14 protein-coding genes are annotated in these 13546 nt (G+C 72.7%); 7 read left to right on the top strand and 7 right to left on the bottom strand.

Annotation, left to right across the window (positions count from 1 at the left end; translation table 11 throughout):
- Positions 1 to 258 precede the first annotated feature (258 nt).
- Genes P696_RS45370 through P696_RS45360 form a run of 3 tightly spaced genes read right to left on the bottom strand, consistent with a single transcriptional unit; the run spans position 259 to position 3690 of the window.
- Positions 259 to 942: a helix-turn-helix transcriptional regulator gene (locus tag P696_RS45370; protein WP_084337431.1), complete on the bottom strand. Its 684-nt coding sequence runs from the start codon at positions 940 to 942 to the stop codon at positions 259 to 261.
- Between the two features lie 52 nt (positions 943 to 994).
- Positions 995 to 2326, bottom strand: a complete 1332-nt coding sequence (locus tag P696_RS45365) for an MFS transporter (protein ID WP_064744018.1) — start codon at positions 2324 to 2326, stop codon at positions 995 to 997.
- Positions 2323 to 3690: an ATP-grasp domain-containing protein gene (locus tag P696_RS45360; RefSeq protein WP_064744017.1), complete on the bottom strand. Its 1368-nt coding sequence runs from the start codon at positions 3688 to 3690 to the stop codon at positions 2323 to 2325. Before P696_RS45360 ends, P696_RS45365 begins: the two co-directional genes overlap by 4 nt.
- 377 nt (positions 3691 to 4067) lie before the next feature.
- Between P696_RS45360 and P696_RS0114075 the strand changes: the two genes are divergently transcribed.
- From P696_RS0114075 to P696_RS0114050, 6 genes are all read left to right on the top strand, one after another.
- Positions 4068 to 4418 (top strand): cupin domain-containing protein, encoded by a 351-nt coding sequence (locus P696_RS0114075; RefSeq protein ID WP_026412848.1) that lies wholly within the window; start codon positions 4068 to 4070, stop codon positions 4416 to 4418.
- A complete protein-coding gene (locus P696_RS0114070; RefSeq protein ID WP_026412847.1) occupies positions 4415 to 5734 on the top strand; it encodes a class I tRNA ligase family protein in 1320 nt (439 codons plus the stop codon). Before P696_RS0114075 ends, P696_RS0114070 begins: the two co-directional genes overlap by 4 nt.
- Positions 5731 to 6759 carry an NAD(P)/FAD-dependent oxidoreductase gene (locus P696_RS0114065; protein ID WP_026412846.1) on the top strand — a complete coding sequence of 343 codons (1029 nt, stop codon included), beginning with the start codon at positions 5731 to 5733 and terminating at the stop codon, positions 6757 to 6759. Before P696_RS0114070 ends, P696_RS0114065 begins: the two co-directional genes overlap by 4 nt.
- A gap of 20 nt (positions 6760 to 6779) precedes the next feature.
- Positions 6780 to 8048, top strand: a complete 1269-nt coding sequence (locus P696_RS0114060) for a lysine N(6)-hydroxylase/L-ornithine N(5)-oxygenase family protein (protein WP_026412845.1) — start codon at positions 6780 to 6782, stop codon at positions 8046 to 8048.
- Between the two features lie 5 nt (positions 8049 to 8053).
- Complete coding sequence (locus P696_RS0114055; protein ID WP_026412844.1) at positions 8054 to 8398, top strand: avidin-fold protein; 345 nt, start codon at positions 8054 to 8056, stop codon at positions 8396 to 8398.
- Between the two features lie 245 nt (positions 8399 to 8643).
- Positions 8644 to 9123 (top strand): hypothetical protein, encoded by a 480-nt coding sequence (locus tag P696_RS0114050; RefSeq protein ID WP_026412843.1) that lies wholly within the window; start codon positions 8644 to 8646, stop codon positions 9121 to 9123.
- A 53-nt stretch (positions 9124 to 9176) separates the two neighbouring features.
- Here the strand turns inward: P696_RS0114050 and P696_RS45355 are convergent, their stop codons facing one another.
- Both P696_RS45355 and P696_RS0114040 read right to left on the bottom strand, forming a co-directional pair.
- On the bottom strand, positions 9177 to 9929 hold the full coding sequence (locus tag P696_RS45355; protein WP_034484630.1) for an isocitrate lyase/PEP mutase family protein: 753 nt from the start codon (positions 9927 to 9929) through the stop codon (positions 9177 to 9179).
- Positions 9930 to 10023: 94 nt separating this feature from the next.
- Positions 10024 to 10713: a peptidylprolyl isomerase gene (locus tag P696_RS0114040; protein WP_026412842.1), complete on the bottom strand. Its 690-nt coding sequence runs from the start codon at positions 10711 to 10713 to the stop codon at positions 10024 to 10026.
- 88 nt (positions 10714 to 10801) lie between these two features.
- On the opposite strand from P696_RS0114040, the gene P696_RS0114035 reads away from it, so the two are divergent.
- Positions 10802 to 11017 carry a DUF2277 domain-containing protein gene (locus P696_RS0114035; protein WP_026412841.1) on the top strand — a complete coding sequence of 72 codons (216 nt, stop codon included), beginning with the start codon at positions 10802 to 10804 and terminating at the stop codon, positions 11015 to 11017.
- Positions 11018 to 11096: 79 nt separating this feature from the next.
- Here the strand turns inward: P696_RS0114035 and P696_RS0114030 are convergent, their stop codons facing one another.
- Both P696_RS0114030 and P696_RS0114025 read right to left on the bottom strand, forming a co-directional pair.
- The gene (locus tag P696_RS0114030; protein WP_026412840.1) at positions 11097 to 12125 is read right to left on the bottom strand and encodes an aspartate-semialdehyde dehydrogenase; all 1029 of its coding nucleotides are present in this window, start codon (positions 12123 to 12125) and stop codon (positions 11097 to 11099) included.
- Positions 12126 to 12290: 165 nt separating this feature from the next.
- Positions 12291 to 13445, bottom strand: a complete 1155-nt coding sequence (locus P696_RS0114025; RefSeq protein ID WP_026412839.1) for an acyl-CoA dehydrogenase family protein — start codon at positions 13443 to 13445, stop codon at positions 12291 to 12293.
- Positions 13446 to 13546 lie beyond the last annotated feature (101 nt).

The raw sequence follows: 13546 nt of genomic DNA, 5'->3' as shown, positions 1-13546 counted from the left end.
CGGGAAACCGCCCCGCAGATCGTACCGATACGGGACGTTCCGGGAAGGACGAAGCGCCCGCCGGAACGTCGGTTCCGGCGGGCGCCCCTCGAACGGTGGGCAGGGAGTGGGACAGAGGCCACGAGGCAACGGGGCGGCCACCGTCAGACGCGGCCGGACGGGCGGGACTCTCACGGGCGGGATCCGTGAGCGCGGGCGCGGTCCCGGCGTCCGGTCTCAGGCGGGGACACCGGCCAAGACGGCGTCCCCGGCGGACGGTCAGGTTTCGGGAGGGGGCCCGATTTCCGGCGGGGGCCCGATTTCCGGAGGGGGTCCGAGGAGTCCGCCCCGGGCGGCGAGCAGTCCCGCCTGGAAGCGGCTGGCGGCGTTGAGGTCGGCCATGATGGACGCGACGTGGCGGCGGCAGGTGCGGACGGACATGCCGAGCCGGCGCGCGATCGTCTCGTCCTTGTCGCCGTTGGCGAGCATGCACAGGATCGCCGTGCGCAGTTCCTCGGGTTCGCCGGCGTCGGGGCAGCGCCAGCCGTGGTCCCAGGTGTAGGCGAGGGTCCAGAGCAGCTGGTCCACCACCGGCGCGGCGGTGATCTCGACCGGCTCGGAGTCCGGCGGGCCGACCGGGAGCAGGGCGACCGAGCGGTCGAGGACGGTGACCGGGGCGGGCAGCCGGTCGACGGTGCGGATCTCTCCCCCGGCCTCGCTGAGCATCGTCGCGTAGCCGAGGAAGGCGGGATCGTTCCGGACGGAGTGCGGATAGAGGAGCCGGACCCGGATGCCGCCGTCCAGCAGCGCCAGGTCGCGGCGCGCGGAGACGCCGTCGGGCGGTCCGGTGGGCCGGGCCGCGAAGAATTCGACCCGGCAGTCGAGCGGGACGCCGGAGCCGGGCGTCCCGGCCTCGGCGCCTGGGGGCGCCTCGGCCACGTGGTGCGGTGGGGGGGTTGCCATGCCCTCAATAAGACACACTTTCCGCCCGTTTTGGCTACGGACGCTCACTTCTCTATGCATTGTCCTCTGCCGCGACCGGAACGTCACCGCGCGTATTCATAACAGCGGTGTTTTCGTTTCCTGAATGGCTCGGTGAAGGTTTGTTGTCAGCCGGGACAAAGGTTGTTGATTTTTCGACGATTCCGGCGCGGGCGGCGAGGACGGCGACCAGCCCGATCGCGCCGCAGTACAGCCAGACGGGCCGCCCGACGGCGTGCCACAGCTCGACGCCGAGCACCGGGCCGAGCGCCGAGCCCAGGCCGAACATGGCGTGCGCGGATCCCAGGTACCGGCCGCGCAGGCGCTCCGGGGCGGCCTTGGCCGGGTAGGCGAACATGGTCGGGCCGCCGACGATCTCGCCGAGCGACCACACGACCGTGGCGAGGACGAGCGCGGCGATGCCGAGCGGCACCCAGTACAGCGCGAGGCCGCCCGCGAGCAGCGCGAGCCCGGCCACGCCGACGGCCCGCGCGGGCCAGTTCTGCGTCTTCTTCGTCAGCGGCAGCTCGCACGCGATCACGATGAAGCCGTTCAGCGCGACGAGCGCGCCGTACACGAAGGTCGGATGCCCGGCCGCCCTGACCGACAGCGGGAGCACCGCGAGGTACTGGACGTAGATGAGCGAGTTCAGCAGGAAGGCGAGCAGGAACAGCAGGTAGCGGCCGTCCGCGAGCACCGCCCGGTAACCGCCGGACGGCTCGTGCGCGGCGTCCCGCGGCGCGTCCTCCTCCGCGGCGTCCCCGGCCTTGGACGGGCGTCCGCCGGGCAGCGTCATGTAGGCGATCACCGCGTAGACCAGCGCCGCGATCGCCTCGCCCCAGAACAGCAGCGAGTAGGACGCGGCGAGCAGCAGCGACCCGAACAGCGGCGCGACGGTCGCGCCGACGTTCTGCGCGAGCCGCAGCATCGCGAACACCATGACCTGCCGCTCGTCCGGCACCATCTCGGCGAGCAGGTTCGCCGAGGCCGGGCGGTAGACCTGCGCGAACGCGCCGAGCAGCGCCAGCGCGGCGAGGATCGCCCAGAACTGCGACGCGTACAGGACGGCGAGCGTGAGGACGGCCGATCCGGCCATCGACAGCACGATCGTCCGGCGGCTGCCGATCCGGTCGGTGAGGCCGCCGCCGACCAGCAGCCCGAGCACCGTCCCGGCCCCGTACACGCCGAGCCCGATCCCGGCGTCGGTGTTCGAGAAGCCCCGGTGCGTCAGGTACAGGACGAGGAAGACCTGCACGAACGTACCGAGCCGGTTGACGAGCAGCCCGACGATGACCGCGCGGACCGGGACCGGCGCCTCCCGCCAGGTCTCCCAGACGCCCGCCGATCGCGCGCCGTCGGAACTCACCCGGCGCTCCCGGCGGCATCGGCACCGGCACCGGCCTCGGCCTCGGCGGACTCCGCGGAGGGACGCCAGGACGCCATCGGGGTCGGCTCGGACGGCGGGCCGGACATCGCGGGCCCCGCCGGGACCGACGCGGTGCCGGGCGGCGCGGGCTCCAGCGTGATCGCCTTGGCCGCCGCGTCCAGCGCCTCGCGGCACTCCCCCGCGGTGTCCGCGATCGCGAGGGCGGCGGCGTAGCGCGCCCACATGTACCCGTCCTCGGCGCGTTCGACCAGCTCACCGGGCTGCGCGATGGGGACGACCTTGTCGGTGGCCGGGTGCAGGAGCGACTCGTCCACGCGGAGCGCGCCGAACACCGTGGCGACCTCGGGGTAGAAGAACTCGACGGAGGCGGCGCCGGTCCGGGTGCGCTCCACGGCGGGCGTCCGGCCGACGGCGACGGCCGCGGCGGCGAGGCCGGCGTCGATGCCGGTGATGCGTCCGCCCAGGTAGGGGATGAAGTCGCCGCCGAGCCGGCCGTTCAGCTCGACGACCCGGGGACCGGTCTCGGTGAGGAAGACCTCGGTGTGGGTCATGCCGGTGTGGAAGCCGAGCGCGGCGTGCGTGTCCTCGATGACCTTGAGCAGCGCGGGGTCGCCGAGCAGCGGGTCGTCGGCGACCAGGTCGTGCCCGATCTCCTCGCAGAACGGCTCGTAGCCCTTGCGCTTGTGCGCCAGGTACAGCGGGACGACCTTCCCGCCGAACACGGCCGAGTCGATGCTGAGCTCCTCGCCGCGCAGGCACTCCTCGACGAGCACGCCGTACTCGTACTCCTCGACCTCCGGCAGCGTCGTGCCGCGCACCCGCTCGTAGGCGTCCTCGAGCAGGTCGGCGGACTCGACCACGATCACCGCGACGCTCGCGGCGAGCGCGCGCGGCTTCACCACGACGGGGTAGCCGATCCGGTCGGCCTCCCGCCTGGCCTCCTCGAACGAGGCGACCGCGACGGACGCGGGCTGCGGGACGCCCGCGGCGGCGAGCGCGGTGCGGGACAGGTGCTTGTCGCGGCAGCGCTCGACCACCTCCGGGGACACTCCGGGCAGCCCGAGCGCCTCGGCGACGCAGGCGGTGGGCCAGATCCGGGCCTCGTCCCAGCAGAGGACGCCGTCGAACGGGTCGGTGTCGTGGACGGCGCGGGCGGCGGCGATCGCGAGGTCGGGCTCCAGCGTGTTCACCACGGTCACGCCGTCCACGTAGGCGAGCTCCCAGGACGGCTCGGCCTTGGCGAACAGGTGGATCCTGTACTCCCGCGCGATCGACTCGACGAGGTACTCGCGCCACGCCTGCATGCCGGTGGCGATCAGTGCCAGGTGCGGACGGACATCCATTCCAGGGTCCCCTTCGACTCGATCATCAACTCGATCACGAACTTGATCATGAACGACGCGTCCTCGGCGACTCCGCTGCCTCTCGCCGGGCACTGCGCCGCATGGTCTCCCGGCGCTCACAAGATCGTCAATGTTCCCTTTCCGTCGCGGTTCGCAATGCCGGGATCACGGAAAGCGAATGGCGGCAGTTCAGCTCGGGCGGGAATCCCCGAACGCCGACCACACAAGGGCTCCTGTCAACTTCCTGCCACCGGGAAAGCGGCTTATCCGGGTCAGAATCCCTTCCGGGGCGGCCGCCTCGATTCGGTCTGTGGCGACCGCCTCGATTCGGTTCCGCGGCGCCCGCCCCGATTCGGTGCCGTTCGACGGGAGATCGCATGGAGAAGTTGCAATATTCCTCGGCCCGGTTGACCGAGGAATACGGAATCCGCATCGGCCGGTGGACGCAGTACGCGGCCGATCGCGAGCTGCCGTTCGACGCCATGTGGTGCGTGATCCCGCCGGGCGGGTCCAGCGACCGCGACCAGCACCCGGAGGTGGAGCTCTCCGTGGTGGCGTCCGGTCACGCCGACTACGAGGCGCCTGCGTCCGGGGAGCGGACCGAGGCCGAGCAGGGCTCGGCGATCCTGCTGCCCAGCCGGGAGCCGCACGTGATCCACAACCGCTCGGACAGCGAGCCGCTGGTGCTGCTGAGCATCTACTGGTCGCCCGAGGAGGCCGCCGAATGACCGGGCCGACGACCCGCCGAGGGAAGATCGTCGTCACGACTCCCCCGCCCACGCCGAACGGCCCCCTGCACGTCGGGCACCTGAGCGGGCCGTACGTCGCGGCCGACATCGCGGCGCGGGCGCTGCGCGCGGCCGGCGCCGACGTGCTGACCATGACCGGCCTGGACGGGCACCAGAACTACGTCCTGGCCAAGGCCGAGGCGCTCGGCCGTCCGGTGGACGAGACCCTGCGCGACTACTCCGGCCAGATCCGGACGGCGCTCGCGAAGGCCCGCGTCGAGTACGACGTCTTCCTCGACCCCGCCGAGGACGCCGACTACCGCGACGCCGTGCGGCGGCACGTCGCGGAGCTGTTCGCGGACGCCGGGGAGAACGCCGAGGAGACCGTCCTGCACCGCTGCCCGGACTGCGGCCGGACGATGCACCACGCCTACGTCGCCGGCCTCTGCGGGACGTGCGGCGCGGGCGCGGCGGGCGGCGCGTGCGAGGCGTGCATGGCCTACAACACGTCCGGGACGCTCCGCGACGCGCGTTCGACCTGCTGCGACGCCGTCCCGGAGGAGTTCACCGCGCGCGTCCCGGTGCTGCGCCTGGAGGACCACCGCGACGCGCTGACGCGCACGTGGGCCATGGCCGAAACGCACCCGCGCGTGACCGACCTCGTCCGGCGGCTGCTCGCCGACGGCCTGCCCGCCGTCCCCGTCGCCTACCCGTCGGACTGGGGCATCGAGCTGGACGTGCACCTCGACGGCCTGCGCCTCGACGTGTGGGTCGAGATGGCCTTCGGCTACCTCTACAAGATCGCAAAGGCCCTGGACCCATCCGTCCACACGCTCGCCGACTGCGTCGAGGCATGGAACGGCGTGGACGAGCTGTGGCACTTCCACGGCGTCGACAACACCTTCTACTACAGCGTGCTGATCCCGGCCGTGTTCGCGGCGGCGGGTGTGAAGCCGGGCGTCCTGCGCGGGCTCGCGGTCAACGAGTTCTACCGGCTGGACGGCCTGAAGTTCTCCACCAGCCGGAACCACGCCGTCTGGGCGCTGGACATCCTCGACGACCAGGACCCCGGCGACGTCCGTCTGTTCCTCGCCCAGGACCGTCCGGACCGGTACGAGAGCGACTTCACCCACGACGCGTTCAAGACGGGCGCGCCGTCCGCCGAGGCCGACCTCGAACGCGCCCGCTGCGCGCTCAGGCCGTCCGGGTTCGACCCGGCGCTCGCCACGCGCCTGCTCCTCCCGATGCGGGAGGACCCGAGGGCCGCCGAGCTCCTCGCCCTGATCACCGGGACGTCCTCCGGGGACGCCTCATGAGGATCTGCGTGGTCGGCGCGGGACTCGCCGGCGCGCTGCTCGCCTGGCGGATCCGCCTCGCCGACCGGTCCGCCGAGGTCGAGCTGGCGGGCCCGCCCGAGCCCGCCGACGCGACCGCCGCGTCCGGCGGGATCGTCCGCGGGTTCGAGCCCGAGGCCGTGCTGCGCGTCCAGGCGACGGCGTCGCTCGCCGAGCTGTACGGCAGCCGCCTGCTGCGCGGCTGGGCCGAGTACCGGGAGACCGGCTCGGTGTACGTCCGGTCGGGACCGCCGCCGCTGCCGTCCGACCTGGCCGCGATCTGCGCGGCGCTGCCCGGCTCGGCCGTCCTCGCCGACGCGCCCGGCTTCCCGGACCGTCCGCCCGCGGTCGTCGAGCGGCGCGCCGGGCACATCTCGCCGGGCGCGCTGCGCCGCGAGATCGTCGCGGACCTGCTGAGGATCGGCGGACGCCGCACGACCACGCCCGTCACCGGCCTCACCGAGGAGCCGGACGGCTCGCTCACCCTGCACCACGGCGCGGCGCGCACCACGTTCGACCAGGTCGTCGTGGCCGCCGGGCCGTGGACGCCCGGCCTGCTCACGCGGTTCGGCCTGCCCTGCGACGGCCTGCGCACCAAGCGCGTCCAGTACACCGTGCACGCCGCCGCGGTCCCGCCCGCACGCGTCTTCGTGGACGAGACGACCAGCCTCTACGGACGTCCCCACGGCGACGGCGTGCTGCTCGGCGTGCCCAGCGACCGCTACGACGTCGACCCCGACGACCGGCGGCCCGAACCGGCGCTCGCGCACGCCGCGTCCGCGCTGGCCCGGGTCACCTTCCCCGGGCTGCGGCTCGGCCCGGCCCTCCGGACCGTCGTCGCCGCCGACTGCTACCACCCCGACCCCGGCCTGCGGCTCCGGCCGGTCTCCGGCGCGTCCGCGCGCCTGTCGACCTTCACCGGCGGCAGCGGCGGCGCGGCGAAGACCGCCCTCGCCGCGTCCCGCACCGCCGCCGAAGAGCTTCTGCGGCTCCGCACCCCCGCATGACCCTCTTGGAGGCACTGCCCATGTCCGAGTTCGACATCCCCCACCACCACACCGTCGGCGTCGGCGCGGGCCCGGCGAACCTGAGCCTGGCCGCGCTGTTCGAGGCCGTCGCGCCGCACCGGCTGGTCCTGCTGGAGCGCCGTCCCGTCCCGACCTGGCACCCGCAGCTGCTGCTGTCCGGCGTCCGGATGCAGACGTCGTGGCTCAAGGACCTGGTCTCGCTCGTCGACCCCACCCACCGGCTGTCGTTCGTCAACTACCTCGTCTCGTCCGGACGGATCTACGCGCTCATCAACGCCCAGTACAACGTCATCCCGCGGCGCGAGTACCAGCGCTACCTGAAGTGGGCGAGCGAGCAGATCGACGGGATCCGGTACGGCGTCTCCGTCGACGAGATCGGCTTCGAGGAGGGTGTCGGCTTCTCCTACGAGAGCGACGGACGGACGATCGCCCGCTCCGACCACCTCGTCCTCGGACTGGGCAGCGTCCCGTCCGTCCCGGCGGGCCTGTCCGGAATCGTCGGGGACGACGCGTTCGTCCCCGAGGAGCTGGCCGCGCGGCTGCCCGGCATGGACCGCGACGCGCCCGTCTCGGTCATCGGCGGCGGCCAGACCGGCGCCGAGTGCGTGCTCGAACTGCTCGGGCACGGCTTCACCGACATCACCTGGCTCGGCCGCCGTCCCTGGTTCCAGCCGATGGACGACTCCCCGCCCGCCAACGACTTCTACCGTCCCGCCTACGTCGAGTTCCTCCAGCAGGTCACGCGGGAGACCCGGCGGCGGCTCGTCGAGGGCCAGACGCTCACCGGCGACGCGATCACGCCGGGCGCGCTCCAGTCCATCTACCAGGCCAACTACGACGGGATGCTGCGCCTCGACCGGTACCCGCTGACCATGCGGCCCGGCCGGGACGTCACGTCCGCCGAGCGCGACGGCGACAGGTTCGTCCTGTCGGCGACGTCCCCGACCGGACACGAGAGGGTGCCCGCGAAGTACGTCGTCCTCGCCACCGGCCGCGCCAACGCCCCGACGCCGCTCGCGCCGTCCCTGACCGACCTCATCGACCACGACGACGCGGGCGAGATGATCGTCGACTCGGACTACTCGCTGCGCTGGAAGGGCTCCGACCGCAACAAGATCTTCGTGCAGAACCGGGCCCGGTTCACGCACGGCGTCGCGGACGCGAACCTGACGCTGCTCCCGGTCCGCGCCGCGACGATCATCAACTCGCTGTTCGAACGGGAGGTCTACACCGTCCGCGACGCCGCGCCCAGCGTGGTCTGGGGGTGAGCTCCGTGCGGATCGACTACGAGGGCCGGGTGTTCCGCTCGTCGGCGGTGGAGACGGCGTCCGCCGGGGACGTCCCGGTCGGCCGCTACCACCAGGACGGCGACACCGTCTGGGCCGACTTCGACGGCGGACGCGTCGTCCGCGGCTACCTGGTCGGCCGCCGCACCGACGACGACAGCCTGGACCTCGCGTACTGCCAGGTCCTCGCGGACGCGACGGTGGTCAGCGGCCGGGTCCGCTCCACACCCGAACTCCTCCCGGACGGCCGCGTCCGCCTCCGCGAGGAGTGGGAACGCTACGGCCCACACGCCTCCCGAGGCGTCTCCGTGATCGAGGAAGTCTCCGGCTAGCACGGCCGCACCGGCGTCCCCAGTCCGCCTGGGGGCGCCGGTCAGGCTGCCGTCATGGCAGGACGAGATCGTCCGCCACCAGACCGTGTGAGGGCTGGGTCTGTTGGACGCCCGCGTGCGGTTCGCGGTTCGGCCTGGTGTGGCCCGACGGGTACACCGCGTTGGCGCGAGGGTGGACGCACACACGCCGGTGCCGGACAGTGATGTGAAAGGGGTCACACAGCGTCGAGCGGGGGCGAGACGTGATGAGGAGCACCGTCGTCGCGGCGGGCGCGGGCCTGGCATGCGCGGTCGCGACGCTCGGCGCGTGCGCGCACGGAGCCGTCAGCTCGTCCATCAAGCCGGTCGGGGTCGTCACCGTGGACTCCCATCGCGGCTGCAAACCGGGCTCCCAGGTCGGCGACTGGCACGGTCAGCCCGAAATCGAGGGAACCGGACGCAACGCGACCCTCTGGGCCCTGGCCGACCAGACCCCCTTCAAAGCGGGCCGCAGCGTCCGCTTCACCTTGCGCGTCACCGGACACGGCGTCCTGCGGCTCCACGCGCGCGGCCCAGGAGTGTCCGATCTCCCGCCGCTCTCCGGTCCGTCACCGGGCGGCGGCGCCTACGACCGTCCGGGAGACGAGTGGACGCTGGTCTACCGCTTCCCGAGCGCGGGCTGCTGGCACCTCAGGTTCCAGCGCGACGCCTCGGCCGCGGGCCTCTGGCTCACCGTCCGCCCCTGACCGGGGAGACCGCCCGGCCGCGCACCCGGCCGGACGGACCTCGTCCTTACTGATCAGGGACGCAGGGCGCTGGCGTAGTCCTTGAGGGCGGCCATAGCGTGGTGGTGAGGCTGCGGGCCCCACGAGATGCGCGCGACGCCCAGCTCGGCGAGGCGGGACACCTCCAGGCCGGGCAGGCACAGGATGTTGACCGGGCCCGGGAGCTCCTTGACGAGGGTCGCGATCGCGGTCTCGTCCCGGACGAGGATCGGGTAGACCGCGTCGGCGCCCGCCTCCAGGTAGCGGCGGCCCCGGTCGAGGGCGGCGTCGATCATCTCCGGAGTCACCTCGCCCTTGCCGAGGAACACGTCCACCCGAGCGTTGATCACCAGGTCGGTGCCGTTGGCATCGGCGGCCTCGCGCATCGCCGCCAGATAGTCCACCTGGACGGACGCGTCGACCAGGACGCCCGCGGCAGGATCGGTGTCCTCCAGGTTGCAGCCGACCGCGCCGATCCCGGCCAGGCGCGCGACCAGGTCGGCGGCCGGGAGGCCGTATCCGGCCTCGGCGTCCACGGTGACGGGGAGGTCCCCGGCGACCCGGACGACCCGGGCGGCGGCCGCGAACATCTCCTCCATCGGAGCGCCCTGGTGGTCCTCGTAGCCGAGCATCGCCGACACGGCGGCGCTGGCGGTCGCGAGCGCCGGGTACCCGGCGTCCGCGACGACCCGCGCGCTCGCGGCGTCCCACACGTTGGGCAGCATCAGCGGGTCGCCGGGACGGTGCAGCTCGCGCAGCCGTGCGGCCCGGTCGTCATGGGCGGTCATCGGAGCTCCTCAAGATCGGTTTTCCGCGTCCACAGTAATGACGGCGGGGCGGACCGGGATGTGACGTCACCGGCCCGCCCCGTATCCGTCTCGATCAGCCGTGCGCGGTCACCCGGAGGATCTTCACCGGGTGCTTCGGCAGGCCGTCCTGCGGGCCGGACTGCGGGATGATGCCGCCCGCGGCGATCTCGTCCAGGACGTTCATGCCCCTGGTGACCGTCCCGAGGACGGTGTACGCGGGCGGGATGTTCGCGTGCGTGTGGACGATGAAGAACTGGCTGCCGTTGGTGTCCGGGCCCCAGTTGCCCATCGCGACCGTGCCGCGCGGGTAGGTCTCCTTGCCGGTCAGCTCGTCGTCGAACTTGTAGCCCGGCCCGCCCTCCTCGGCGCGGTAGATGTCGCCGCACTGCAGGACGCCGAGCCGCTCGGAGTTGGTCAGCCGCCAGCACTGCGTGCGGTCGTAGAACCTCTGCCTGGTCAGGCTCACGAAGTTCTCCACCGCGCAGGGCGCGTTCCGGCGGTCCATGCGGATCCGGACCTCGCCGTGGTTGGTGACGATCCGGACGTCCACCGTGCCGTGCGCGCGGGCCTTCGCCTTCGGCGGGTGGACGGGCTTGGCCGCCGGGTTGTCGGGCGTCGGGGTGAAGACGCAGTGGGCCTGGCGCGCCTTCGGGGCCGGCGCCTTGGCGGGGGCGGCGGCGTTCGCGGCGGACGGGGCGAAGGCCACCGCACCGGCGACGGCGGTGGCGGCGGTCAGGACGGGGAACATCCGGCGCATTCTCATGCCGCCAACCTAAAGATCATCTTGGTCGGCGGGCAATCGGCGGACGCCCACGAAATCAAATGTCGGACGCGTGGGTCACCATGGAGGTATGTGCCGCAGCATCAAGACGCTCCGCCCGCCGTACGCCGAGGACGTCACCGAGGACGACGTGCGCGCGGCGGCGCTCCAGTTCGTCCGGAAGATCTCGGGGTTCCGCGCGCCCGCCGCGCACAACGCCGAGGCGTTCGACCGCGCCGTCGAGGAGATCACCCGCGCCAGCACCGCCCTCCTCGACACCCTGGAGGTCCGGGGCGCCAGGACCTGACCGCCGCGCCGCCCGACCGGCCCGGAACGGCGAACCGGCCCGCCGAGGCGACGGGCCGGTGTCGTGATGCGGGCGGGTCCTACTCGGCGAGCTCGGCGGCGACCAGCTCGGCGATCTGGACGGCGTTGAGCGCCGCTCCCTTGCGCAGGTTGTCGCCCGAGGCGAACAGCGCGAGGCCGTTCTCGACGGTCTCGTCGCGGCGGATGCGGCCGACGAAGGTCGGGTCCTGCCCGGCGGCCTGCAGCGAGGTCGGGACGTCGCTGAGCACGACGCCCGGCGCGTCCGCGAGCAGCTCGGCGGCCCGCTCCGGGCTGACCGGACGGTCGAACCGCGCGTTGATCTGCAGCGAGTGCCCGGTGAACACCGGCACCCGGACGCACGTCCCGGACACCTTCAGCCCCGGGATCCCGAGGATCTTGCGGCTCTCGTTCCGGAGCTTCTGCTCCTCGTCGGTCTCGCCCAGGCCGTCGTCCACGATCGAGCCCGCCATCGGCAGCACGTTGAAGGCGATCGGGCGGACGTACACGTTCGGCTCGGGGAACGCCACGGCCGAACCGTCGTGGGTGAGCGCGTCCGCGCCCTCGACGACCTTCAGCGCCTGCTGGTGCAGCTCGTCCACGCCCGCGAGGCCGCTGCCGGACACCGCCTGGTAGGTGGCGACGACCAGCGCGGTCAGCCCGGCCTCCTCGTGCAGCGGGCGCAGCACGGGCATGGCGGCCATGGTGGTGCAGTTCGGGTTCGCGATGATCCCCCTCGGCCGGACACGGGCGGCCTCGGGGTTGACCTCGGAGACCACGAGCGGGACGTCCGGGTCCATCCGCCAGCCGGACGAGTTGTCGATCACGACCGCCCCGGCCTCGGCGACCTTCGGCGCGAGCGCCAGCGAGGTGGTCTTCCCGGCCGAGAAGATCACGATGTCCAGGCCGCGGTAGTCGGCGGACTCGGCGTCCTCGACGGTGATCTCCGCGTCGCCCCACGGGAGCGTGCGTCCGGCCGACCGGGCCGAGGCGAACAGCCGGAGCTCGTCCACCGGGAAGTCCCGCTCGGCGAGGATCCTGCGCATGACCCCGCCGACCTGTCCGGTGGCGCCGACGATCCCGATTCTCATGCCGCTCCCTACGCTCATGCCTCTGGCCTAGGCCGACCGACCTGGGCCAACAGAGTCTGCCGAGCCCGCGTCCGGGCCGTCCAGCAAGTTACCCTTCAGCACGACTTTAAGCTTTGCTACACGGTGATCGTGCTCACCCGAAAGATCGACAGGCCCGTTCGCCCGTCAGCGGAAGGCGTCCAGGCCGGTGATCGCCTTCCCGAGGGTCAGCAGGTGCACCTCCTGGGTCCCCTCGTAAGTGAGCACCGACTCCAGGTTGTTCATGTGCCTGATCACCGGGTACTCGAGGGTGATCCCGTTCGCGCCGAGGATCGTCCGGGCCTCGCGGGCGACGTCGATCGCGGCGCGGACGTTCGCGAGCTTGCCGAACGAGACCTGCTGCGGGGTGACCGTCCCCGCGTCCTTGGCGCGGCCGATGTGCAGGGCGACCAGCCCGGCCTGCCCCAGCGCGACCTCCATCCAGGCCAGTTTCTCCTGCGTGAGCTGGAACGCCCCGATCGGCTTGCCGAACTGCTCGCGCGTGCGCGCGTAGTCGACGGCCGCCTCGTAGCAGGCGCGCCCCGCGCCGACGGCGCCCCACAGGATCCCGTAGCGCGCCTCGGACAGGCAGCTCAGCGGCCCCTTCAGCCCGGTCACACCCGGCAGGACGGCATCGCCCGGCAACCGCACCTCGTCCAGCACCAGCTCGGACGTCACCGACGCGCGCAGCGACAGCTTCCGGTGGATGTCGGACGCGCCGAACCCGGGCGTCCCCGCCGGGACGAGGAACCCGCGGATCCCCTCGCCCTCGACCTGGGCCCACACGACCGCGACGTCCGCGATCGAGCCGTTGGTGATCCACATCTTCGCGCCGGAGAGCACCCAGTCCGAGCCGTCCCGGCGCGCCCGGGTCCGCATGTCGCCAGGATCGGAGCCCCGGTCGGGCTCGGTGAGGCCGAAGCAGCCGATCGCCTCGCCCGCCGCCATCCGGGGCAGCCACGCGGCCTTCTGCCCCTCCGAGCCGAACTTGTGGATCGCCGCCATCGCCAGCGAGCCCTGCACGGACACGAAGCTGCGCAGCCCCGAGTCGGCCGCCTCCAGCTCCCGGCACGCCACCCCGTACGCGACGGCGCTCGCCCCGGCACACCCGTAACCGTCCAGACGCATCCCGAGCAGGCCGAGTTTCCCCAGCTCAGGGGCCAGTTCGCGGGCGGGGAACACGCCGTCCTCGAACCACTGGGCCAGATGCGGGGTGATCTTCTCCGCGACGAACGCGCGGACGGTGTCCCGGACCATCCGCTCCTCGCCGTCGAGGCCGTCGTCCACGCGCAGCACGTCCATCGGGCATCCCATCCGTCGGGGGCGAAACGACGCGGCAAGGGTATGACGGCCCTTTTCTCGGGGACGTTCTCAGGGTCGGTTCAGGGCGAATCCCGATGCCG

It is taken from the genome of Actinomadura oligospora ATCC 43269 (assembly GCF_000518265.1).
Lineage (GTDB): Bacteria > Actinomycetota > Actinomycetes > Streptosporangiales > Streptosporangiaceae > Spirillospora > Spirillospora oligospora.
The sequence above is the reverse complement of the archived record's forward strand: the minus strand, read 5'-3'. Positions and strand labels throughout refer to the sequence as shown.

Excerpts from the sequence above, each read along its gene's own strand:
- P696_RS0114050 (WP_026412843.1), top strand. The coding sequence starts at position 8,644 with ATGAGGAGCACCGTCGTCGCGGCGGGCGCGGGCCTGGCATGCGCGGTC.
- P696_RS0114075 (WP_026412848.1), top strand. The coding sequence starts at position 4,068 with ATGGAGAAGTTGCAATATTCCTCGGCCCGGTTGACCGAGGAATACGGA.
- P696_RS45360 (WP_064744017.1), bottom strand. The coding sequence starts at position 3,690 with ATGGATGTCCGTCCGCACCTGGCACTGATCGCCACCGGCATGCAGGCG.
- P696_RS45370 (WP_084337431.1), bottom strand. The coding sequence starts at position 942 with ATGGCAACCCCCCCACCGCACCACGTGGCCGAGGCGCCCCCAGGCGCC.
- P696_RS45355 (WP_034484630.1), bottom strand. The coding sequence starts at position 9,929 with ATGACCGCCCATGACGACCGGGCCGCACGGCTGCGCGAGCTGCACCGT.
- P696_RS0114025 (WP_026412839.1), bottom strand. The coding sequence starts at position 13,445 with ATGGACGTGCTGCGCGTGGACGACGGCCTCGACGGCGAGGAGCGGATG.
- P696_RS0114035 (WP_026412841.1), top strand. The coding sequence starts at position 10,802 with ATGTGCCGCAGCATCAAGACGCTCCGCCCGCCGTACGCCGAGGACGTC.
- P696_RS0114065 (WP_026412846.1), top strand. The coding sequence starts at position 5,731 with ATGAGGATCTGCGTGGTCGGCGCGGGACTCGCCGGCGCGCTGCTCGCC.
- P696_RS0114030 (WP_026412840.1), bottom strand. The coding sequence starts at position 12,125 with ATGAGAATCGGGATCGTCGGCGCCACCGGACAGGTCGGCGGGGTCATG.
- P696_RS0114040 (WP_026412842.1), bottom strand. The coding sequence starts at position 10,713 with ATGAGAATGCGCCGGATGTTCCCCGTCCTGACCGCCGCCACCGCCGTC.
- P696_RS0114070 (WP_026412847.1), top strand. The coding sequence starts at position 4,415 with ATGACCGGGCCGACGACCCGCCGAGGGAAGATCGTCGTCACGACTCCC.
- P696_RS0114060 (WP_026412845.1), top strand. The coding sequence starts at position 6,780 with ATGTCCGAGTTCGACATCCCCCACCACCACACCGTCGGCGTCGGCGCG.